The following is a 19,687-nucleotide window of genomic DNA, read 5'->3' as shown; positions in this document are numbered from 1 at the left end:
GGCGTTTCCTCTCGTCTTATTCATCGGGCGTAGCGATTCCGCTCCTTCGCCCTCCGGTCAGCCCTTTGCCCGGACAAATCCTGCGGACAGCGGCCCCTGGGGGCACCCATAGGCAACACCCCGTACGAAGGACCATCGTTGGGAGATGGGCTCAAGGTAAAGATGCGTCCCGCCGAGCGCGATCACGGTCTCCTTCATTTCCCATAGGGCATCGTCGAAGCCCGGCGTCGTCGACAGGACCGGGCTTACGTCGCCGAGGCGCGTACAGGCGCGAACATCGGCTGGCGAATCGACCACATGGATCAGTTGGTGAGGCGTCGGATAAGAACCGCAAGCGGCGGTGGACAAAGCGATGAAGGAGGCGAGAAGAGCGCGTTGCATTTCAAGACCCGCATTGTTCATTGTCTAGGTTAGCATAGAGCACGAACTTCAATTGGGGAGAAGCCTCGCCCCTCAGTTGTGCCCTGCCAAGGCGCGCCCCGCCTGTTTCTCCCCGTAAATCTGAACCGTCTCGCCGAAAATCTCCTCGAAACGGCCGCGCATGATCGCATCGACCTCGAGCATGGTCACGGGAATGCCGAGATCCACAAGGCTCGTGACCCCATATTGCGTGACGCCGCACGGCACGATTCCCGAAAAGTGGGCCAGGTCCGGCTCCACATTGAGGCTGATCCCGTGAAACGTCACCCAACGACGGACGCGAATGCCGATGGCGGCGATCTTATCCTCGGCCCGCTCCCCTTTGTCGGGTCTGCGGACCCAGACGCCGACCCGGTCCTCGCGCCGCTCGCCGCGAATGTTGAAGGAATCGAGCGTCGCGATCAGCCAGGCTTCAAGGGCCGCCACATACCGGCGCAAATCTGGCGTCCGGCGTTTGAGGTCGAGCATGATATAAGCCACACGCTGACCGGGGCCGTGATAGGTGTACTGCCCTCCCCGGCCCGTCTCGTAGACAGGAAAACGATCCGGTTGGATCAGATCTGCCGCATTGGCGGAGGTTCCGGCGGTATAGAGCGGCGGATGCTCCACCAGCCAAACCAGCTCCCGCGCAGTTCCATCCGCGATGGCCGCAGCGCGCGCCTCCATGAAGGCCACTGCCTCTTCGTAGCCGACGAGCCCGTCCGTCACCATCCACTCGACCGACGCATCGCCTTCTTGAGAAAAAAAGTGGCTCTCCAATGTAGCGCGCTCGATCACCGGGCTTCACCATATCTGGCTGGAGGATGAGGAAGAGACCGAATCCGTCTCGTTGAGGAATACGCATTTATCAGCCGAGCGACCCTCATGTCGAAGGTCATCATATTGCATTACGCGCCCGAACGCGACTGCATAAGCCTCTGTTTTATATGGGAATAAATTTTAATGCAGCGAGATTGCGGAACATTTTTCAATATCCTCGGCGCTAAGGCTTGTGATGCCACAAACCATCTGCTAAAGCCTCCGCCTCGTCGGGGAACGCCTGACGAGCTTACGTTCCGCGGCCATGGCGGAATTGGTAGACGCACTACCTTGAGGTGGTAGCGGGGAGACCCGTGGAGGTTCGAGTCCTCTTGGCCGCACCAAACGTTCGCAATGCCTTCGGGCATTACAAGAAGGCTCCTTCGGGGGCCTTTTTTGTTATCTGAAATTCATGCCGCTAGTGGTATCGACGCCTGCGCGAGGATTGCCGGGCCGAACACTTCGCCCGCCTCGCATTTACCGCATTGTCCCTGTCATCGAGCGCGCCTAAAAGAAACGTGACTCACCCCTAAAGGATTTGGCCCATGCAGGACGTCGAAGATCAGACGCTGCTCTCGACGCCCACGGGTGAAGAGACCGAGGCCCTGATCTTCAGGGACGAAGAAGGTGAAATTAATCCAGCCTTCGTCGCCGACGTCACCCGGGCCATCGAGGTGGGCGATTCCGAGCGGCTGCGCAGGCTCGTCGAGGATTTCCACGAGTCGGACCTCGGCGCTCTGCTCGAAGCGCTGGAACCGGAAGATCGTCCTCGAGTCATCGAACTTCTAGGCTCCGCCTTCGACTTTACGGCGCTCACCGAAGTCGACGATTCCGTCCGAGAAGAAATCCTCGAAGAACTTGAGACACAAACTGTCGTCGAGGGCATGCGCGCCCTCGATTCCGACGACGCGGTCGTTATCCTCGAGAGCTTGGACGACGAGGATAAGGCCGAAGTTCTCGAAAAGCTCCCAGCCATCGAGCGCGTCGCGCTACAGCGCACCCTCGACTACCCGGAAGAGAGCGCCGGACGGCGCATGCAGACGGAGTTCATCGCCGTCCCGCCGTTCTGGACTATCGGTCAGACCATCGACTTCATGCGCGAGACGACCGATCTGCCGGAGACGTTCTACGAAATCTTCGTCATCGATCCGTCCGGCCACCTTCTCGGTGCGGTCGCCCTCGATCGTCTGCTCCGCAGCAAACGGCCCGTCACCATTGAGGAGATCATGGATGACGAGCCGGATCGCGTGGAGGCGACCGAACATCAGGAGGAAGTCGCGCGTCTCTTCGAGCGCTACAACCTCGTCTCCGCGGCCGTTGTGGATGAAGAGAACCGCCTTGTCGGCGCGATCATGGTCGACGACATCCTCGATGTTCTCGAAGAGGAAGCGGATGCCGACATCAAGGCGCTCGGCGGCGTGAACTCGGAGGAAGAACTCTCCGACACAGTCCTCTATACGCAGAGAAGCCGCTTCCCATGGCTCTTCGCCAACATGTGCACTGCGCTGGTCGCAGCGAACGTGATCCGTCTCTTCGAAGACTCCCTTCAACACATGGTGGCGCTCGCGATCCTGATGCCCATCGTCGCCTCCATGGGCGGCAATGCCGGCACGCAGACGATGACGGTCGCGGTGCGCGCGCTCGCCACCCGTGAGCTCGGTCGCGCCAATGCCTGGCGCATTATCCGGCGGGAAGCCTTGGTCGGCATTCTCAATGGTCTCGCCTTCGCCGTCATCATGGGAACGATTGCAGCCACCTGGTTCCAGACGGCTCAACTCGGCCTCGTCATCGGCATGGCGCTGATGACAGTCCTCCTCTTCGCGGCCCTTGGCGGAATTCTGGTGCCGCTGGCGCTCAACAAGTTCGGTGTCGATCCCGCCGTTTCTTCAGGACCGTTTGTCACCAGCATCACCGATATCGTCGGTTTCTTTGCTTTTCTCGGCATCGCGACGTTCTGGTTCGGGCTTTAGAGCATGATCAGAACAAGTGGAAACCGGTTGTTCTCCCGGATCATGCGCATCAAAAGAATCGAGAGTTGATCCTGTTTCAATTTGAAACGATCAAACTTTAAAGCGCTCGTTCCACCAGAATCTTCGCTCTTCGACGAAGGTCTCAACAATCTGTTAACGACATTAGGGCATTTGTGATGCAATAGTTTTGTTGCGTATCACGGTCCCGACGATGACAACTCGCCGCCGCACCACCCGCCGTTCGAAGTCTCAAAAGCTTCCCCGTTTTCTGAACTGGGTCCGCTTTGGCGCTGTCGCTTCCCTTTCCATCGGGTTGGCGTCCTGCGCGGTGAGCCCATCGAGCCGTTATCCGACGAAGGGCGATGCGCGGCCCCATGCGGGCGTGGCGACAGCCCATTCGCTACCGATTCACGGCGTCGATATCTCCAAGTGGCAGGGTACGGTCGACTGGGCCGCTTTGCGTGGTGCCGGCACGAAATTCGCGTTCATCAAGGCGACGGAAGGCGGCGACCACCTGGACGACAAGTTCCTGGAGAACTGGTGGGGCGCCAAGCGCGCCGGAGTGCAGCGCGGCGCGTATCACTTCGTCTATTGGTGCCGCCCTGCCCATGAGCAGGCCGCCTGGTTCAAGCGCAACGTCCCACAAGATCCGGAAGCCCTCCCCCCGGTTCTCGACGTGGAGTGGAACGGCGAGTCGGTGAACTGCCCGAAGAAGGTTCCGCGCGAGCAGGCGCTGTCCATGATCAACGTGCTCCTGCGCGAGATGGAAGCTCATACCGGCAAGCGTCCGATCATCTACACCGACATCACTTTCCATAAGGAAATTCTGGAAGGCGAGTTCAACGACTATCCCTATTGGATCCGCAGCACCGCCGCCGAGCCTCAGGAGCGCTACGCCGACCGCCGCTGGACCTTCTGGCAGTTTACGACCACAGGCCGCGTGCCCGGCGTCGCGGGCAACGTGGACCGCAACACGTTCTACGGTACCGACAACCAGTGGAACATGTTCATCGCCAGCGCCTGCGACCCCCGCGACCATCGACGCCTCCAGCCCCTCGGCATCTGCCGCGCCATCGATAAAGGCACGATGACGGCGACGGTCGACGAGTAGTCAGGCGCTAACACTTGAACGCTGATGGGCTCCCTATTCGCAAGAAGGGAGCCCCTTTTTGTTGCTCGGACGGTGAGTAGGTCCTTGAGCTCATCTTTTCTTCCGACGACAGCTTGAAAATGGCAGCACTGCTGACCAAAATGCTTCTCCATAACAATAAATCCCCCGTCGCGGCGTCGCACTTGCGTATCGGCGAGCGGGGTTGGAGGAATGCATGATCAGGAATACGGCCCATCAACTGAATTTCGATCTCGGCGAGACAGCAGACGCCATCCGTGAAGTCGTGAGCGGCTTCGCTCAGGAGAAGATCGCGCCCCGCGCCGAGGAGATCGACCGGACCAATCAGTTCCCGCGCGATCTCTGGCCCCAGATGGGGGAGCTTGGACTCCACGGGATCACCGTCGAGGAGGAGTTCGGCGGTTCGGGGTTGGGTTACCTCGAGCATGTGATCGCCATGGAGGAAATCTCCCGTGCTTCCGCCTCCGTGGGTCTTTCCTACGGCGCGCATTCGAATTTGTGCATCAACCAGATCCGCCGCAACGGCAGCGAGGCACAGAAGCAGCGTTATCTGCCGAAGCTCGTCTCCGGTGAGCATGTAGGCGCGCTCGCCATGTCGGAACCGGGTGCGGGTTCCGATGTCGTCTCCATGCGCACACGTGCCGACAAGCGCGGGGATCGCTACGTGCTCAACGGCAACAAGATGTGGATCACCAACGGCCCCATTGCGGAGACGCTGGTGGTTTACGCCAAGACCGATATGGACGCCGGTCCGCGCGGCATGACCGCCTTCATCATCGAGAAGGGCTTCAAGGGTTTCTCGACGCACCAGAAGCTCGACAAGCTCGGCATGCGCGGCTCCGACACCTGCGAACTCGTCTTCGAGGATTGCGAAGTGCCCGAGGAAAACGTGCTCGGCAGCGTCGGCAAGGGCGTGAGCGTGCTCATGTCCGGCCTCGACTACGAGCGCGCTGTGCTCGCGGCAGGCCCGCTCGGCATCATGCAAGCCTGCATGGATATCGTCCTGCCATACGTCCATGAGCGCAAACAGTTTGGCCAGCCCATTGGCCAATTCCAGCTCGTGCAAGGCAAGGTCGCGGACATGTACGTGACGATGAATGCCTGCAGGGCCTATGTCTATGCCGTCGCAAAGGCCTGCGACCGCCATGAGACGACCCGCGAGGATGCGGCGGGCGCGATCCTCTACGCCGCCGAAAAAGCTACGCAATGCGCACTAGACGCCATCCAGCTCCTCGGCGGCAATGGATACATCAACGATTACCCGACCGGCCGCCTGTTGCGCGACGCTAAGCTCTATGAGATCGGCGCAGGGACGAGCGAAATTCGCCGCATGCTGATCGGACGCGAGCTTTTCGAAAAGACCGTCTAAGGCGTCGCCAAACGGGATTATTCGCAGGACCGCGCCTCTCCGCGCGGTCTTTTTGCGATTTTTTTCGACGCTGAATTGTGGCCGAGAACAGACTCTTATCCTGCCCGATACCCGGTCGGTTTACACCGCGTGGGAAAAATCTCTCTGGTCGAAAGGATCGGCGACACGCCAGCCCGCCGCAAATACCCGAAATGGGTATGCAACCCGCAATCGTGACCGTGCGTTTGAAATGAATCGTAACTTCACAGCGCTTTCCCGGACCGACCTTGTTGTCCGGCAAAAGCATCGACGTTTTTCGCGGGCTTTTCGATATTTTGCCAAGGAGATTTGAAAATGGCGGCCATAGATAATCAACGGTCTGGTTGGCTTTCTCTTATCGAACCCATCAACAACACGATCATCGGCACCAAACACAACGATACACTCAGTGCTGGCGCGGAGGGCGATGTCGTATTCGGGCTTGCGGGTAATGACGATCTCTCCAGCACATTCAATCGAACCGCGCTCGTCGGCGACAAGGGTAATGACAAGTTGACGACAACCGTCGTCGTTCCGTTGCAAGGCGACAATCCTGTACACGGGCTCGCCGTCCAGATCGGCGGCGCTGGCAACGACACTCTCGATGCGACGGTGACACTTCAGGGAGGAGTCACCTTCCCTCTGCAGGCGGATCAGACAGTAGAAATCTTTCTCGACGGAGGCCCCGGCAGCGACACGATCAAGGCCGTGGCGAATCTGGCCCAAGGCGTCCTCGCCAATGTGATATTGAAAAACGTCATTTTCGGCGGTGGCGGCGACGACACCATCGATGCCATTGCGGATGGGCACGGAGCTCTCGGCAACAACCTGATGTCGAATGTCGTCGACGGTGGCGGCGGAAACGACCGGATCACCGCGACAGCCAAAACGGAGTTTGATGGAGGGGAAGCCACAGCCACGAATGTCCTCACCGGTGGCGAAGGCAACGACATTTTGGACGCTACGGCCACGGGCACCTCCATCTTCACCAAACTGGTGTCGAATTCCCTTAATGGGGGAAACGGTGACGATGTCCTGCGAGCCTTCAACGAGACGAATTCCAACTCGAAAACCCCGATCGGGATCAACGAATTATGGGGTGGAAACGGTAACGACAGCCTGGAGGCAACCCAAGTCGGCGTTGTTGGAAACACGGTCTCCGATGTCTCCAATTTTCTGGATGGCGGACGAGGCGAGGACCACCTGAAGGCGACATCCACCGCGTCCGGAGGATTCGTCAAAGCCGAAAACCTCCTGAAGGGAGGTCAGGGAGACGACTGGATGAGCGCCAGCCTCACGGCAAATGCACGCGGCGCCTTTCCGCCTCCCGGTTTCGAGGGGCCTTTGTTTGACGTGCAAAATATCCTGAAAGGTGGGACTGGTGACGACCATCTCTCGGCTTTCCTTTCCCTCACTGCGACAGATCTCAGCTCTCACGAGGGCTCCGTTGCGGAAAACCGCCTGAGTGGCGGTTGCGGCAACGACGTTCTGGTGGCGACCGTCTCACCCGATTCCGATGCCGGTTCGAGCTTCCTCTTTGGCGGCGCCGGCAATGACCTGCTCAAAGTCGTCGGTGGCTCGGGGAATGTTCTTAATGGAGGTTCCGGGAAAGACACGCTTATCGGCGGCACCGGAGACGACAGCATGTTCGGCGGACGGGACGCCGACACGTTCGTCTTCTCTCCACAGAACGGTCACGACAAGGTCGGGTTCGAAACGGACAAGGACAAGATCGACCTGAAGGCGCTGTCTCTGATCGGAATTCATGCCTTCACCGACCTGACCATCGATATCGTCGACGGCAACAGCGTCATTCGCTTCGATGCGAATAACGACATCACCGTGCTCGGCGTAACGCATCTGGCGGCGAACGACTTCTGGTTCGCGTGACCGCTCGCGCGCAACCATCGACTAACCATGCCCCGCCTCGTGCAGGCGAGGTCGTCCTGGGACGCTTGGCAGCGTCGGGCCAATAGGGCTAACTCTGTTCTGCCCAAGATCAGGAGCCCGCCATGACCCTCGACAAAGCCCTAGCCGATGCGCTGCGCGCGATTTCGACCGCGACGCTGACCACCATTCTTTTGAAGAAGGGCATTCGGCGTTGCTGGATGAACGGGCCGCGGCCCACTTTCAATGCGAGAGAGCGCATTGTCGGGCGAGCTTTCACATTGCGCTTCGTTCCCGCCCGTGAGGATCTGGCGACGCCGGAATCGTGGTCGTCTCCACGCTCCACGCGCGCGGCCATCGAAGACATGCCGGAGGGCTGCATCGCTATCGTCGATTCCATGGGCGTGACGGATGCGGGCATCTTCGGCGACATTCTCGCTGCGCGCATGCAGAAGCGCGGGGTCGCGGCGCTGGTAACCGATGGCGTGATGCGCGACGGTGCGGGCGTCGAGGGCACCGGCCTACCCGTCTGGTGCTCCGGCCTTGCCGCACCAGCCTCTGTGGCGGGTCTCACCTTCGTCGGCTGGCAGGAGCCCATCGGCTGCGGCGGTGTTGCTGTTTATCCCGATGATGTGATCGTCGCCGATGGGGATGGCGCGGTCCTGATCCCGTCCGCCCTCGTCGAAGAGGTCGCCAAGGCCGGTGTCGAGCAGGAGAGGCTCGAACTCTGGATCATGCGCGAAATCGAAAAGGGCGTCCCCCTCCCCGGCCTTTATCCGCCGAATGCGGAAACGAAGGCGCGCTATGAGGCGGAAACCGGCAAGTTCTGATCGCTCACCATGTTCTATTACGCCTCGAAGATCGCGTGGTTCTTCGCCACGCCCTCCAACCTGCTTGTGAGCCTCATTCTGCTGGGGCTCGTTCTCGCTGTCGCCACGCGCTTGCGAAGGACGGGCCTTGTCATCGCATGGGTGGCAACGCTCGCGGTGCTGGCATTCGGGCTTCTGCCCATCGCGAATTATCTCATCCTGCCGCTCGAAGAACGGTTCCCTGCCTTCACGGATGACGGAAAGCCGGTCGATGGCATCATCCTTCTCGGCGGTGCCGTCGAGGCCCGCGAATCCACATCTCGCGGCCAACTCGTCGCGAATGAATCCGCCGAGCGGGTGCTCGATACGATAGAACTCGCGACACGTTACCCGCATGCGCGCATTCTGATTTCGGGTGGCGGAGGCACGGTGTTTGGAGACGGCGCCGCGGAAGCCCCGATCATCGCGGATTTCTTTCGCCGCGTGAACATCGACCCGGGGCGTCTCATCGTCGAGGATCGCTCGCGAACGACCTTCGAGAATGCGGCGTTCTCGCGCGAGATCGTCACGCCCAGGCTGGGAGAACGTTGGCTTCTCGTCACTTCGGCATGGCACATGCCGCGCGCGGTCGGGGTTTTTCGGAAAGTCGGCTTCCCGGTGACTCCTTACCCGGTGGATTTCCGCACCAGCGCGGATTCCGGCGTGAACAAACCCTTTGCGTTCGTATCGGATGGCTTGCGCCGTCTCGATGTGACGCTGAAGGAATGGGCCGGGCTCATCGCCTATCGGCTGGCCGGCCACACGCCGGAGCTTTTCCCGGCGCCTTAGAGCATGATCAGAACAAGTGGAAACCGGTTGTTCGCCCAGACCATACGGCATCAAAAGAATCTAGAGTTTGATCCTGTTTCCCTGAAACGATCAAACTCTAAGGCTCGCTCGGCAGTGTAAGCCGGTAGATTCCCTTGAAGTCATCCGGATCGGCCGGGCGGCCCTTGCGAAGGATGACGATCTTGCCTTCCTTCATCAAGCGGATCGCGGCCTGACGCACGGGCTGCATCAAAGGCCCCCAGCCATCGGGATGATCGCCACCGAGCGCGCGCGCCACATCCGTCGGGTCGATGTTCTTGCCCGCGCCGCGCTTGGTGACGAGCGCCAGAATGGTTTCTTCCAACTCTTGAGCGGTTGCCATCATTCATTTTCCAACACGGCGGCGCGCGCATCGGACACGAATTGCCGTCGCCACATGACAAAGAGAACCGCCGCTGTCGCGACCATGAAGATATAGACGCTGAGAAACCAGCCCAGATACGCGATGGAGAAGAAGAAGGCACGCTGACCGCGATTGAAATGCTTGCCCGCGACGACGTTCATCGCCGCCGCCTGCCTGGCTACCGCAAGCGCCTTGTCCTTGTTGTCGGGCTTCAGGACAGGCACCGAGCCTACGATGATCGCCATGTAGTTGAAGAGCCGGTAGGACCAGGCGAACTTGAAGAACGCGTAGACGAAAATGATCGTGAGGCCGATCACTTTCACCTCCCACGTAAACCGGGTCGGCGGAGACCCAAAGGGCAGATCGGCGAAGATGGGAAGCACGGAATCGGCGGAGCGAAGAAGCGTCAGCACGCCGCCGACGGCAATGAGTGAGGTCGAGGCGAAGAAGGCGGTGCCGTTCATGAGAGAGGCCATGATCGTTGTGTCCACGATCCGGTTCTCCCGCACCACCAATTGCTCCATCCACTGGTAGCGATATTGGTTCATGGTGCGATTGAGGCTGCGCCGACCCGCATGCGTCAGTTCGACGGCAAAATGATAGCCGAGCCATGCCGCAACAAAAAAAATGAACGCCGCATAATCGACGACGGAAAAACCCGACACAATCGCCCCCGGTTGACTCTTGCAACATCATGCCCAGTTTTCCCAAGACCTCAATCGGAGGCTTCGAATGTCCCAGACCATCACACGTGGTTACAAGGCTTTGCTTGCCGAGGCGAATGCAAAGATCGAGACCCTGGCCGTGAAGGACGCCGCCGCCCTGCTCGGTCGCGACGACGTAGTCTTCGTCGATCTGCGCGATCCACGCGAACTGGAACGCGAGGGTAAAATTCCTGGCTCATTTCACTGCCCGCGCGGGATGCTCGAATTCTGGATCGACCCGGAAAGCCCCTATCACAAGCCGGTCTTTGCGCAGGACAAAACCTTCGTGTTCTTCTGCGGTGGGGGCTGGCGCTCGGCCCTCTCAGCCGCCACCGCGCAGGAAATGGGCTTGAAACCGGTGGCGCATATCGAAGGCGGCTTCAAGGCGTGGAAGGATTCAGGTGAACCAGTGGAGTCCGGTGAACCACACTAGACAGTTGCGCGCACCTCGAAACGAGAGGCGAAGGCACCATCATCGACAGCATCGGTATCGATCTTCTCGACACGCGAACCGTCGGGCCCTTCACGGCAGACGCTCAGCATCGCGTCGACTGCGTCCTCAGGCCCGGAGAAGACCGCCTCGACCGTTCCGTCACGACGGTTTCGCACCCAGCCCCTCAGGCCTCTCAGTTCGGCCTGATGATGCGTCCAGGCCCTGAACCCGATGCCTTGGACACGGCCGTGAATAATCACGTGGAGAGTGAGGGTCACGTTCAATTCCCCTTCGGTTTCCCGACAGAACTTGAGGGAGCGCTCCAAAGCGGGCGAATGCGAGGCTGTTCGATCTTCGGCGCTACACTCGTCGCGGTTTTCGGAAGCCAGTTTTCAAGACCGTGGAGATAGTCTTCCGGCAGTCCGGCTTCTCTCGCAGCCGCCACAACCCCTTCCATATAGCCCGGCTTCGGCGTGCCCGGCCGCACAGCACGGCCAATATAGACGATAGCGCGCCGCGCGCCCTGTTCGCTCACGACCGGCTGGTCGATCTTGGTGTAGAGACCGCTCGCAAGATCCTCATAGCGATCGAGGGGGCGGATATCCGCGAGTGCCAGATCCCACAACAATCCCCACGTTGTGCGCCTTGGATCGCGCATCACCGACGCGTAACCGTCTGTCGTGATGAAGAACCGGTGCCGCATGAGCCGCGCGACGCCGATGACCTTCGAGGCCGGGCATCTCTGGGCCATGGCGGCCCGGTCCATGTTGGACCCGTAGGCGAAATAGAGCGGCATTCCTCTACGCGAACTCCATGATCACCGCATCGACGGCAAGGCTGTCGCCCTCCTTGGCGAGGATCTTGGCGACGGTGGCATCACGTTCGGCGCGCAGAACGTTTTCCATCTTCATCGCTTCGACGATGCAAAGCGGCTCGCCTGCCTTGATCTCCTGCCCCTGCTTGACGCTGATCGCCTTGACGAGACCCGGCATCGGGCACAGCAGCACCTTGCCGGTATCGGCCACGGTCTTTTCCGGCATCAGTGCGAAGAGCTCCGCCTCGCGATGCGTATAGACGCGGATTTCGGTCGCGGTGCCCGCATGAGCCAGAACGAAGCCGTTGAGAAGCGGACGCACCTGCATGGCGACCTCCAGCCCACCAACGACACCGATCCAGACCGGTTCTCCCGGATGCCAGCCGGAGAGGATCGGCCACGTTTCTCCATCGATGACGACAGCGATGCCGCCCTCGACATCTTCCACCAGCGCCTCATGGCGCTCAGCTCCCAGCATCACGATACGCTCGCGCTCGAATTGGAAGGTGCCCATCGGGCGCATCTGGCCGGAGATGTGACGCTTGCGTTCATTTTGCAGATGATCGATCGCCGCAGCGACCGCCACCATGCGGCGGGCCACCTCGCCCGTCGGCGCGGGGATTTTGAAGCCCTCTGAGAATTCCTCCGCGATGAAGCCGGTAGAGAGGCTACCTCCCTGCCAGCGCGGATGCTGCATCAGTGCCGAGAGGAACGGGATATTGTGGCGGATGCCGTCGATGGCGAATGCGTCGAGGGCCGTCGCCTGGGCGTCGATAGCCTCCTGACGCGTCGGCGCATGGGTCACGAGTTTGGCGATCATCGGATCGTAAAAGATCGAGATCTCGCCGCCCTCATAGACGCCCGTGTCGTTGCGGACGGTAACGCCGTCATTCTCATCTTCCTCCGGCGGGCGATAGGTCACGAGGCGGCCGGTGGAAGGCAGGAAGTTGCGCACCGGGTCCTCAGCATAGATGCGGCTTTCCACCGCCCAGCCGTCGAGCTTCACATCGGCCTGGGCGAGACGAAGCCGCTCGCCCGCAGCAACCCGGATCATCTCTTCCACGAGGTCGATCCCGGTGATCATTTCGGTCACCGGATGCTCCACCTGCAGACGAGTGTTCATTTCGAGAAAGTAGAAGGATTTGTCCTGCCCGGCCACGAACTCGACGGTGCCTGCGCTGTCGTATCCGACTGCCTTCGCCAGTGCGACAGCCTGCTCGCCCATGAGCTTGCGGGTGGCTTCGTCGAGAAGCGGGCTCGGCGCCTCCTCGATGACCTTCTGATTGCGGCGCTGGATCGAGCATTCGCGCTCGCCGAGATAGATCACGTTGCCGTGCTTGTCGCCGAGCACCTGGATCTCGATGTGGCGCGGGTCGGTGATGAACTTCTCGACGAAGACCCGGTCGTCGCCGAAGGACGATGCGGCTTCCGATTTCGCGCGGGCGAAGCCTTCGGCCACCTCGTCGGCGGAGTAAGCGATACGCATGCCCTTGCCGCCGCCGCCGGCAGAGGCCTTGATCATCACCGGATAGCCGATGTCGTTAGCGATGGTGACGGCCTGTTCCGGGTTCTCGATGACACCGAGATAACCCGGCACGGTCGAGACCTTGGCGGCGGCAGCTGCTTTTTTCGACTCGATCTTGTCGCCCATCGCCGCGATGGCGCCGGGATGCGGCCCGATGAAGACAATGCCCGCTTCCGCAAGCGCCTTCGGGAAGGCCTCGCGCTCGGAGAGGAAGCCGTAACCGGGATGCACCGCCTGCGCTCCGGTCTTCTTGCAGGCGTCGATGATCTTCTCGATCACAAGATAGGATTCCGCTGCGGGAGCCGGTCCGATATGAACCGCCTCGTCCGCCATCGTCACGTGAAGTGCATCGCGATCCGCATCGGAATAGACGGCGACCGTCTTGATGCCCATCTGCCGCGCGGTCTTGATGACCCGGCACGCGATCTCGCCTCGATTGGCGATCAGAATCTTGTCGAACATGAGCCCTCGAACACAGCGGTCGAAAATGCAGTGTCTCTTCGTTACTGCACCTCGGCACGTTCGAAAAGCTAATCCCCCTCAGCAATTCGCTTAACGAGTTCGATCAAGCGGCAAGGCTCTGGGCGCGGGCCTGCTGACGTCCCCGCATGATGAAGTCGAGCAGTGCGGCATCGACATGGCTTGCCTGATCGAGAATGCAGTAGGCAATCGTCATGGCGACAGCGGAAGGGCCGCAAACATCGAGAGCCGTCGTGAGCCACATGGCGTCCTCGTTCGTCACAATGCCCTTGGGGCCAGAGCGCCAGACCACGCAATCGACGACGAACGCGCTCAGCACCTCGTCCCAACTCTCATGAGCAGCGGTTGTGCGATGCAACAAAAGAAGAGTTTCGATCTCACGGCGACTCGCGGCGGCGCCTTCGGTCACGAGTGACTGAAGTGCTTTAATATGATCGGCCGAGATGAAGTCATTCCCGGTCACGTCTTCGATGAAATCGCGAAGCTCTTGCCTGATCATTTGTTTAAGCCCTCTCCAGCTCTTCTTGGAAGCCGGTTGATCTCTTGTGTGAGAGGACTTTCACACGAGGAAAGGGCGCAAAAAGTTAATGGCAAATGCTGAATCGCCGTTCAGGTTAAGCAATGCTGAGTGTCTTTGGTTGCCGAAAGGTTTCCGCATATCGGCAAGGACACGAGCGCCCGCTTCCTGACATCATTGCAAATTCGCAAGATATGTCTTTCCGCCCTATGTCTCTCCTCACCCGTTCTTATCTGCCAGGCAACAGATCAGCCTAGGAGACGAGTCATGGGAACCAACGGCATTCACCACATCACCGGCATCGCCGGACCGGCGCGCCGCAACATCGCGTTCTACACGGAAACGCTTGGTCTCCGGCTCGTGAAAAAGACCGTCAATTTCGACGACCCGACCACGTACCATTTTTATTACGGCGACGGCTCCGGCGCGCCGGGCACGATCCTGACCTTCTTCCCCTGGGAGCATGCGGCACCCGGTCGGGCGGGTGTGGGCTCGACGCAGGAGACCGCTTTCCGCGTGCCTGAGGCTGCAATCGGCTACTGGACGCATCGCCTGCTTGAGAAGGGCATTGCGCACGGCACGCCTCAGAAGCGTTTCGGCCAGACCGTCCTGACCTTCAAGGATCCGGACGGCACCAGCCTGGCCCTGGTCGGCGTCCCCGGCATCGAGGCGGAACAGGCCTGGAGTGAGGGCGAAGTTCCTGCGGAACATGCCATTCGCGGCTTCTTCGGCATCACGCTGCTGGTGCCCGAGGCGGGTCCGACTGGCGCGATCCTCACGGACGTTCTTGGCTTCAAGGAAATTGCCCGGGAAGGTTCACTGGTTCGTTATGCGAGCGACGCGTCGGTTGGCGGCATCGTGGATCTGCACGAGGCGGGAGGCTTTCTACCGGGGCATCTCGGTGGTGGATCGATCCATCACATCGCTTTCCGCACCGCCGACGATGCGGCCGAAGCGGAGATGGTGAAGCGCCTGGCCGAAAACCATAAGATCGAGACGACCGAGCAGCGCGACCGCCAGTATTTCCGCTCCGTCTACTTCCGCGAGCCGGGCGGCGTTCTCTTCGAGATCGCCACCGACATTCCGGGTTTTGCGATCGATGAAAGCGAAGCCTCTCTCGGCACCGCGCTCAAACTGCCGCCCTTCCTCGAACCTCGCCGCCGCGAGATCGAACCCATTCTGCCTGCTTTAGTGTGAGAGACTTTCTCCGATGACCGCTCTTTCCTTCACCCATCGCTATATCCCGGCCACCATTCCGAACCGCCCGCCTCTGCTGCTGCTCCACGGCACCGGTGGAGACGAGAACGACCTCATCCCGCTCGGCCAAACCATCGCGCCGGGAGCCGCCCTCCTCTCGCCGCGCGGCAAGGTGCTGGAAAACGGCATGCCGCGCTTCTTCCGCCGTCTGGCGGAAGGCGTGTTCGATGAGGAGGATGTGAAAAAGCGAGCCAATGAACTCGCCGACTTCGTCACTGAAGGGCGAAAGGCCTATGGCCTCGAAGCACCCATTGCCGTCGGCTTCTCCAACGGAGCCAACATCGCCGCGGCGATGCTGATGTTGCGTCCGGAGGCGCTGGCGGGCGCGGTGCTGCTGCGCGCAATGGTGCCGCTGAAGGAGACGCCCGCCTTCGACCTGACAGGCAAGCGCATCCTCATCCTGTCAGGCTCGATGGACCCGATCATTCCGGCGGCGAATGCGGCGCGGCTAGCTGCACTGCTGGAACAGGGCGGCGCGCAGGTGCGGCATCAAAGTCTGCCGACAGGGCACGGACTGACGCAGGCGGATGTGAACCTCGCGACAGATTGGTTGTCCAATGAGGGGCAGCCTGAGGAGAGTTTGCGCCACACCCGGTAAGAGATGTCTTCAAGATGCAAACTCGTCATGGCCGGGCTCGTCCCGGCCATCCACGCCTTTTCTTGCAACATCATTCCCGTCTTAAGACGTGGGTGGCCGGATCAAGTCCGGCCATGACAGCTGAATTAGCGCCCCGCATCCTCGAACACCGAGTCGACGCTCACAACGGAATGTTATCGTGCTTCTTCCACGGCCGCTCCACTTCCTTCGCGCGCAGCATCGCAAGCGCGCGAGCGATGCGACGCCGCGTTGAGTGCGGCATGATCACTTCGTCGATGTAGCCGCGCTCCGCCGCCACGAACGGCGACATGAAGCGGTCTTCGTATTCCTTGGTGCGGGCAGCGATCTTGTCGGCGTCGCCGATATCGGCGCGGAAGATGATTTCGACCGCGCCTTTCGCGCCCATCACCGCAATCTGTGCGGTAGGCCAGGCGTAGTTCACGTCACCGCCCACGTGCTTGGACGCCATCACGTCATAAGCACCGCCAAAGGCCTTTCGCGTGATCACCGTCACCAGCGGCACGGTGGCTTCCGAATAAGCGAACAGCAGCTTCGCGCCGTGCTTGATGAGGCCGCCATATTCCTGCGACGTGCCCGGCAGGAACCCCGGCACGTCCTCGAAGGTCACGACGGGAATGTTGAAAGCATCGCAGAAGCGGATGAAGCGCGCGGCCTTGCGTGAGGCATCAGAATCGAGCACGCCCGCCAACACCATCGGCTGGTTCGCCACGATACCGACGCTGCGGCCTTCGATGCGCGCAAACCCGGTGATGATGTTCCGGGCGTAAGCTTCCTGAATCTCGAAAAAATCGCCCTCGTCCACGACTTTCAGGATCAGCTCCTTCATGTCGTAAGGCTTGTTGGGATTGTCCGGGATCAGCGTGTCGAGGCTCTCATCGACCCGGTTCGGATCGTCGTAGCTCGGCCATTCCGGCGCACCATCGATATTGTTCGATGGCAGGAAATCCATGAGACGGCGGATCTGCAGCAGCGCCTCGACATCGTTGTCATAAGCGCCGTCAGCGACCGAGGATTTGGTGGTGTGCACCTTCGCACCACCCAATTCCTCCGAGGTCACGGTCTCGTTGGTGACGGTTTTCACCACCTCAGGCCCAGTGACGAACATGTAAGAGCGGTCGCGCACCATGAAGATAAAATCGGTCATGGCAGGCGAATAAACGTCGCCTCCAGCGCACGGCCCCATGATCACGGAAATCTGCGGAATGACGCCGCTCGCGATCACGTTGCGCTTGAACACCTCGCCATAGCCGCCGAGCGCCGCGACGCCCTCCTGAATGCGCGCGCCGCCCGCATCGAACAGGCCGACGATCGGGGCGCGCATTTTCAGCGCCATGTCCTGGATCTTGATGATCTTTTGCGCATGCGCTTCGGAAAGCGAGCCGCCGAAGACCGTGAAGTCCTTGGCGAAGACGAAGACTGTGCGGCCGTTGATGGTGCCCCAACCGGTGACGACACCATCGCCAGGGATCTTGACCTTCTCCATGCCGAAATCAGTCGAGCGGTGCTCGACAAACATGTCGAATTCCTCGAACGAGTTCTTGTCGAGCAGGAGCTCGATGCGCTCCCGAGCCGTGAGCTTGCCGCGCGCATGCTGCGCCGCGACCCGCTTCTCGCCCCCGCCAAGTCGGGCCTGAGCGCGACGCTCTTCCAGACGTTCGAGAATGTCTTTCATGGGGATTTTCCACACCACACTGCAAAGCTGTTCCGACCTAACACAGTGTGGAGTGAGCATAAATCCCACCATCGATGTGTTGTGGAGCACATCGAAAAAGTAATATTGTTTCTAAATCGATCAAATCAAATCACGCCTTGGGGGCAATTGATGAGCAAAACCTATAATGCGGCAGCCGTTGTCGTGGCCGTATCCATGGCGGCTGCGGGCTGCGCCAGCCGGTCGGACGACGTCTCGGCGGCCTATGTGTCGCCGATCGCGTATCAGAGCTACAGCTGTAGGGAGTTGGGCCAGGAAGCCCAGCGCGTGAGCAGCGCGGCGGCTACAGCGGCGGGTGTTCAGGACAGGCAGCGTACCAACGATGCTGTGGCGACGACCGCCGCTGTCGTCATCTTCTGGCCTGCCGCTTTCTTCGTCGGAGGCGACAACGCCAAGACCGCCGAACTCGCTCGTCTTAAGGGTCAGATGCAGGCCATCGAGGAAGCCTCGATTCAGAAGAAGTGCGGCATCGCCTTCAATCGCTCGTAATCGAAACTTGCAGGCTTCAAGCCGTCGGCGCCCTGGTGTCGGCGGCTTTTTTATTGAGCCAGCCGGTAAACGCGCGAGGCCGCCATGAAATCGGCTTTGCGAATCTTGCGTCGTTCCATCGCTTCATAGTCCTCGCCCCAGATACGTTCCTGGAAACTCTCATCCACGTGAGCGGCGTCCCAAGCCGTTTCCGCGTCGATCTCACCGGCAGCATGGGCTAACGTGATGAGCACCGAGCCCGACAGCGTCGTCATGACGTGCAGTGCGGCGATGGCAAAAGGCGACCGGTCTTGTTCGACAGCCTTACGCACAGCGGCAAGGGCATCGTCGGGCTGGGCCACGTGCATGACACCCTCGGAAAGTGCAAAGCGCGCACAATGGGTATCCCTCACCCACCCCAGAATGGGATCCCACGTTTCGGCTTGGGCGAGAGCAAGCCGCTCCGGCTCACCCGCACGGTAGCAGATGAGATCGGAGCCCGCGTAGCGCACGAGATCGTCCACGACCTCCGCCTGCCGCGCGGCGACGCCGTCGATGGCGGAATTGACGATGCGTGTCAGCGGCATCGTTGCGGGATTGATCTCATCCCCCTGCCCGGCCCATTCCTCGGCCAGAGCCTCCGCCAGGTCTCGCGCCGGCACGGCGAGCGGCTGGCGGCCGGGTGTCCGCGCCGTGCGGCCATCCAGGGTGAGGAAGAAAGAGCCATCCTTCTCCGCCACGCCGGCTTCCTTGTAGAAGCGTTTGGGCAGGCTCGGCTTCATCCCCGCCTGCGCCGCGCGCATGGGATCGGGCTCTTCCGCTGAGGGAAACCAGTCTCGTGTATCAGTCATGGCTCGGAGATAAGCGCTCTGCGGCGAGATGCGAGGGCAGATCGAGAAATTCGGTCAGGAGTGGTCGAAGATCCACATAGGAATCGACGATGGAATGGGCTCCCGCCTCGCGCAGGGCCTCCACCGGCTGGAAGCCCCAGGAGACACCGATGGGATGGACGCCGGCCGCGCGGGCCATGGCCATATCGAAGCTGGAATCGCCAATCATCACAGTGTCGACCGCCGCTATTCCCAGTTCCGCCATGGCCTGATGGATCATGGCCGGATGCGGCTTGGAGGGCGCGTCGTCGGCGGTCTGGATGGTCGAGAAGACCCTGTCCCATCCGTGCCGCTCAAGAAGATGCGCGACGCCGCGACGCGTCTTTCCCGTCGCGATCCCGAGGATAACGTCCTCCCGTTCCTGCAACGCCTCTAGCGTCTCCAGGGCACCGGGGAACAGAGGCTCGGCATTCGCGGGATCCATGCGCAGGACCGCGAAGGCATCCTTGTAGGCCTGCACAAGTTCTTCAATCGGCGCATCGGGACCAACAAGAACGTGGAAGACCTGATGCAGAGACAACCCAACGACCGACAACGACCGTTCGCGGCTCGGCGGCTCGATCCCGAACGCCGCGAAGGCGGTATGCTGCGCGGCCACAATGATGTTCTGGCTATCGACCAGCGTGCCATCGACATCGAAGATAACGAGCTTCATGGCG

General features: G+C 60.7%; 20 protein-coding genes, 1 tRNA gene and 1 pseudogene. 11 read left to right on the top strand and 11 right to left on the bottom strand.

Annotated elements, in window-relative coordinates; genetic code table 11:
- Positions 1 to 57: 57 nt before the first annotated feature.
- On the bottom strand, positions 58 to 381 hold the full coding sequence (locus AB4072_RS04785; protein WP_441965832.1) for a hypothetical protein: 324 nt from the start codon (positions 379 to 381) through the stop codon (positions 58 to 60).
- 72 nt (positions 382 to 453) lie between these two features.
- Positions 454 to 1,194 carry a lipoyl(octanoyl) transferase LipB gene (lipB, locus tag AB4072_RS04780; protein ID WP_441966534.1) on the bottom strand — a complete coding sequence of 247 codons (741 nt, stop codon included), beginning with the start codon at positions 1,192 to 1,194 and terminating at the stop codon, positions 454 to 456.
- A gap of 283 nt (positions 1,195 to 1,477) precedes the next feature.
- On the opposite strand from lipB, the gene AB4072_RS04775 reads away from it, so the two are divergent.
- The 7 genes from AB4072_RS04775 to AB4072_RS04745 all read left to right on the top strand — a co-directional run bounded on the left by AB4072_RS04775 (position 1,478) and on the right by AB4072_RS04745 (position 9,228).
- Positions 1,478 to 1,562, top strand: a tRNA-Leu gene (locus tag AB4072_RS04775).
- A gap of 201 nt (positions 1,563 to 1,763) precedes the next feature.
- Positions 1,764 to 3,188, top strand: a complete 1,425-nt coding sequence (gene mgtE / locus AB4072_RS04770) for a magnesium transporter (protein WP_441965830.1) — start codon at positions 1,764 to 1,766, stop codon at positions 3,186 to 3,188.
- Positions 3,189 to 3,399: 211 nt separating this feature from the next.
- Positions 3,400 to 4,299 (top strand): glycoside hydrolase family 25 protein, encoded by a 900-nt coding sequence (locus AB4072_RS04765; protein WP_441965828.1) that lies wholly within the window; start codon positions 3,400 to 3,402, stop codon positions 4,297 to 4,299.
- Between the two features lie 214 nt (positions 4,300 to 4,513).
- A complete protein-coding gene (locus tag AB4072_RS04760; protein ID WP_441965827.1) occupies positions 4,514 to 5,686 on the top strand; it encodes an isovaleryl-CoA dehydrogenase in 1,173 nt (390 codons plus the stop codon).
- 333 nt (positions 5,687 to 6,019) lie between these two features.
- Positions 6,020 to 7,594 (top strand): calcium-binding protein, encoded by a 1,575-nt coding sequence (locus tag AB4072_RS04755; protein ID WP_441965825.1) that lies wholly within the window; start codon positions 6,020 to 6,022, stop codon positions 7,592 to 7,594.
- A 122-nt stretch (positions 7,595 to 7,716) separates the two neighbouring features.
- Positions 7,717 to 8,421 (top strand): ribonuclease activity regulator RraA, encoded by a 705-nt coding sequence (locus AB4072_RS04750; protein ID WP_441965823.1) that lies wholly within the window; start codon positions 7,717 to 7,719, stop codon positions 8,419 to 8,421.
- Positions 8,422 to 8,430: 9 nt separating this feature from the next.
- Positions 8,431 to 9,228, top strand: a complete 798-nt coding sequence (locus tag AB4072_RS04745; protein WP_441965822.1) for a YdcF family protein — start codon at positions 8,431 to 8,433, stop codon at positions 9,226 to 9,228.
- Between the two features lie 97 nt (positions 9,229 to 9,325).
- Here AB4072_RS04745 and AB4072_RS04740 read toward each other — a convergent pair whose 3' ends face one another.
- The gene (locus AB4072_RS04740; RefSeq protein WP_441965820.1) at positions 9,326 to 9,589 is read right to left on the bottom strand and encodes a DUF3253 domain-containing protein; all 264 of its coding nucleotides are present in this window, start codon (positions 9,587 to 9,589) and stop codon (positions 9,326 to 9,328) included.
- The gene (locus AB4072_RS04735) at positions 9,589 to 10,275 is read right to left on the bottom strand and encodes a DUF599 domain-containing protein (protein WP_441965818.1); all 687 of its coding nucleotides are present in this window, start codon (positions 10,273 to 10,275) and stop codon (positions 9,589 to 9,591) included. Before AB4072_RS04735 ends, AB4072_RS04740 begins: the two co-directional genes overlap by 1 nt.
- A gap of 67 nt (positions 10,276 to 10,342) precedes the next feature.
- Between AB4072_RS04735 and AB4072_RS04730 the strand changes: the two genes are divergently transcribed.
- Positions 10,343 to 10,747: a rhodanese-like domain-containing protein gene (locus tag AB4072_RS04730; RefSeq protein WP_441965817.1), complete on the top strand. Its 405-nt coding sequence runs from the start codon at positions 10,343 to 10,345 to the stop codon at positions 10,745 to 10,747.
- On the opposite strand, the gene AB4072_RS04725 is transcribed toward AB4072_RS04730, so the two are convergent.
- The 4 genes and pseudogenes from AB4072_RS04725 to AB4072_RS04710 all read right to left on the bottom strand — a co-directional run bounded on the left by AB4072_RS04725 (position 10,744) and on the right by AB4072_RS04710 (position 14,065).
- Entirely contained in the window at positions 10,744 to 11,025 is a 282-nt protein-coding gene (locus AB4072_RS04725) for an acylphosphatase (RefSeq protein WP_441965815.1), read from the bottom strand. The two genes, AB4072_RS04730 and AB4072_RS04725, sit on opposite strands and share 4 nt — an antisense overlap.
- 107 nt (positions 11,026 to 11,132) lie before the next feature.
- A pseudogene (locus tag AB4072_RS04720) lies at positions 11,133 to 11,543 on the bottom strand (gamma-glutamylcyclotransferase family protein); the annotation flags it as partial.
- A 4-nt stretch (positions 11,544 to 11,547) separates the two neighbouring features.
- The gene (locus AB4072_RS04715; protein ID WP_441965814.1) at positions 11,548 to 13,548 is read right to left on the bottom strand and encodes an acetyl-CoA carboxylase biotin carboxylase subunit; all 2,001 of its coding nucleotides are present in this window, start codon (positions 13,546 to 13,548) and stop codon (positions 11,548 to 11,550) included.
- Between the two features lie 103 nt (positions 13,549 to 13,651).
- Complete coding sequence (locus tag AB4072_RS04710; RefSeq protein ID WP_441965812.1) at positions 13,652 to 14,065, bottom strand: hypothetical protein; 414 nt, start codon at positions 14,063 to 14,065, stop codon at positions 13,652 to 13,654.
- Between the two features lie 285 nt (positions 14,066 to 14,350).
- Here AB4072_RS04710 and AB4072_RS04705 point away from each other — a divergent pair, with 285 nt between their 5' ends.
- Both AB4072_RS04705 and AB4072_RS04700 read left to right on the top strand, forming a co-directional pair.
- On the top strand, positions 14,351 to 15,280 hold the full coding sequence (locus AB4072_RS04705) for a ring-cleaving dioxygenase (protein ID WP_441965810.1): 930 nt from the start codon (positions 14,351 to 14,353) through the stop codon (positions 15,278 to 15,280).
- A 13-nt stretch (positions 15,281 to 15,293) separates the two neighbouring features.
- Positions 15,294 to 15,938 carry an alpha/beta hydrolase gene (locus tag AB4072_RS04700; RefSeq protein ID WP_441965808.1) on the top strand — a complete coding sequence of 215 codons (645 nt, stop codon included), beginning with the start codon at positions 15,294 to 15,296 and terminating at the stop codon, positions 15,936 to 15,938.
- A 160-nt stretch (positions 15,939 to 16,098) separates the two neighbouring features.
- On the opposite strand, the gene AB4072_RS04695 is transcribed toward AB4072_RS04700, so the two are convergent.
- Positions 16,099 to 17,631, bottom strand: a complete 1,533-nt coding sequence (locus tag AB4072_RS04695; protein WP_441965807.1) for an acyl-CoA carboxylase subunit beta — start codon at positions 17,629 to 17,631, stop codon at positions 16,099 to 16,101.
- Between the two features lie 150 nt (positions 17,632 to 17,781).
- Between AB4072_RS04695 and AB4072_RS04690 the strand changes: the two genes are divergently transcribed.
- Entirely contained in the window at positions 17,782 to 18,159 is a 378-nt protein-coding gene (locus AB4072_RS04690) for a hypothetical protein (RefSeq protein WP_441965806.1), read from the top strand.
- A gap of 50 nt (positions 18,160 to 18,209) precedes the next feature.
- On the opposite strand, the gene AB4072_RS04685 is transcribed toward AB4072_RS04690, so the two are convergent.
- On the bottom strand, positions 18,210 to 18,989 hold the full coding sequence (locus AB4072_RS04685) for an ATP12 family chaperone protein (RefSeq protein WP_441965804.1): 780 nt from the start codon (positions 18,987 to 18,989) through the stop codon (positions 18,210 to 18,212).
- Positions 18,982 to 19,683: an HAD-IA family hydrolase gene (locus AB4072_RS04680; protein ID WP_441965803.1), complete on the bottom strand. Its 702-nt coding sequence runs from the start codon at positions 19,681 to 19,683 to the stop codon at positions 18,982 to 18,984. Before AB4072_RS04680 ends, AB4072_RS04685 begins: the two co-directional genes overlap by 8 nt.
- Positions 19,684 to 19,687 lie beyond the last annotated feature (4 nt).

Source organism: Microvirga sp. 2MCAF38, assembly GCF_052115485.1.
Lineage (GTDB): Bacteria > Pseudomonadota > Alphaproteobacteria > Rhizobiales > Beijerinckiaceae > Microvirga.
Note: the sequence above shows the minus strand (reverse complement) of the source record. Positions and strands in the feature narration are given on the sequence as shown.

Coding starts and splice junctions, on each gene's coding strand:
- AB4072_RS04785 (WP_441965832.1), bottom strand. CDS start 381: ATGCAACGCGCTCTTCTCGCCTCCTTCATCGCTTTGTCCACCGCCGCT.
- AB4072_RS04750 (WP_441965823.1), top strand. CDS start 7,717: ATGACCCTCGACAAAGCCCTAGCCGATGCGCTGCGCGCGATTTCGACC.
- AB4072_RS04755 (WP_441965825.1), top strand. CDS start 6,020: ATGGCGGCCATAGATAATCAACGGTCTGGTTGGCTTTCTCTTATCGAA.
- AB4072_RS04740 (WP_441965820.1), bottom strand. CDS start 9,589: ATGGCAACCGCTCAAGAGTTGGAAGAAACCATTCTGGCGCTCGTCACC.
- AB4072_RS04710 (WP_441965812.1), bottom strand. CDS start 14,065: ATGATCAGGCAAGAGCTTCGCGATTTCATCGAAGACGTGACCGGGAAT.
- AB4072_RS04730 (WP_441965817.1), top strand. CDS start 10,343: ATGTCCCAGACCATCACACGTGGTTACAAGGCTTTGCTTGCCGAGGCG.
- AB4072_RS04695 (WP_441965807.1), bottom strand. CDS start 17,631: ATGAAAGACATTCTCGAACGTCTGGAAGAGCGTCGCGCTCAGGCCCGA.
- AB4072_RS04760 (WP_441965827.1), top strand. CDS start 4,514: ATGATCAGGAATACGGCCCATCAACTGAATTTCGATCTCGGCGAGACA.
- mgtE (WP_441965830.1), top strand. CDS start 1,764: ATGCAGGACGTCGAAGATCAGACGCTGCTCTCGACGCCCACGGGTGAA.
- AB4072_RS04715 (WP_441965814.1), bottom strand. CDS start 13,548: ATGTTCGACAAGATTCTGATCGCCAATCGAGGCGAGATCGCGTGCCGG.
- AB4072_RS04765 (WP_441965828.1), top strand. CDS start 3,400: ATGACAACTCGCCGCCGCACCACCCGCCGTTCGAAGTCTCAAAAGCTT.
- AB4072_RS04705 (WP_441965810.1), top strand. CDS start 14,351: ATGGGAACCAACGGCATTCACCACATCACCGGCATCGCCGGACCGGCG.
- AB4072_RS04745 (WP_441965822.1), top strand. CDS start 8,431: ATGTTCTATTACGCCTCGAAGATCGCGTGGTTCTTCGCCACGCCCTCC.
- AB4072_RS04685 (WP_441965804.1), bottom strand. CDS start 18,989: ATGACTGATACACGAGACTGGTTTCCCTCAGCGGAAGAGCCCGATCCC.
- AB4072_RS04700 (WP_441965808.1), top strand. CDS start 15,294: ATGACCGCTCTTTCCTTCACCCATCGCTATATCCCGGCCACCATTCCG.
- AB4072_RS04690 (WP_441965806.1), top strand. CDS start 17,782: ATGAGCAAAACCTATAATGCGGCAGCCGTTGTCGTGGCCGTATCCATG.
- AB4072_RS04680 (WP_441965803.1), bottom strand. CDS start 19,683: ATGAAGCTCGTTATCTTCGATGTCGATGGCACGCTGGTCGATAGCCAG.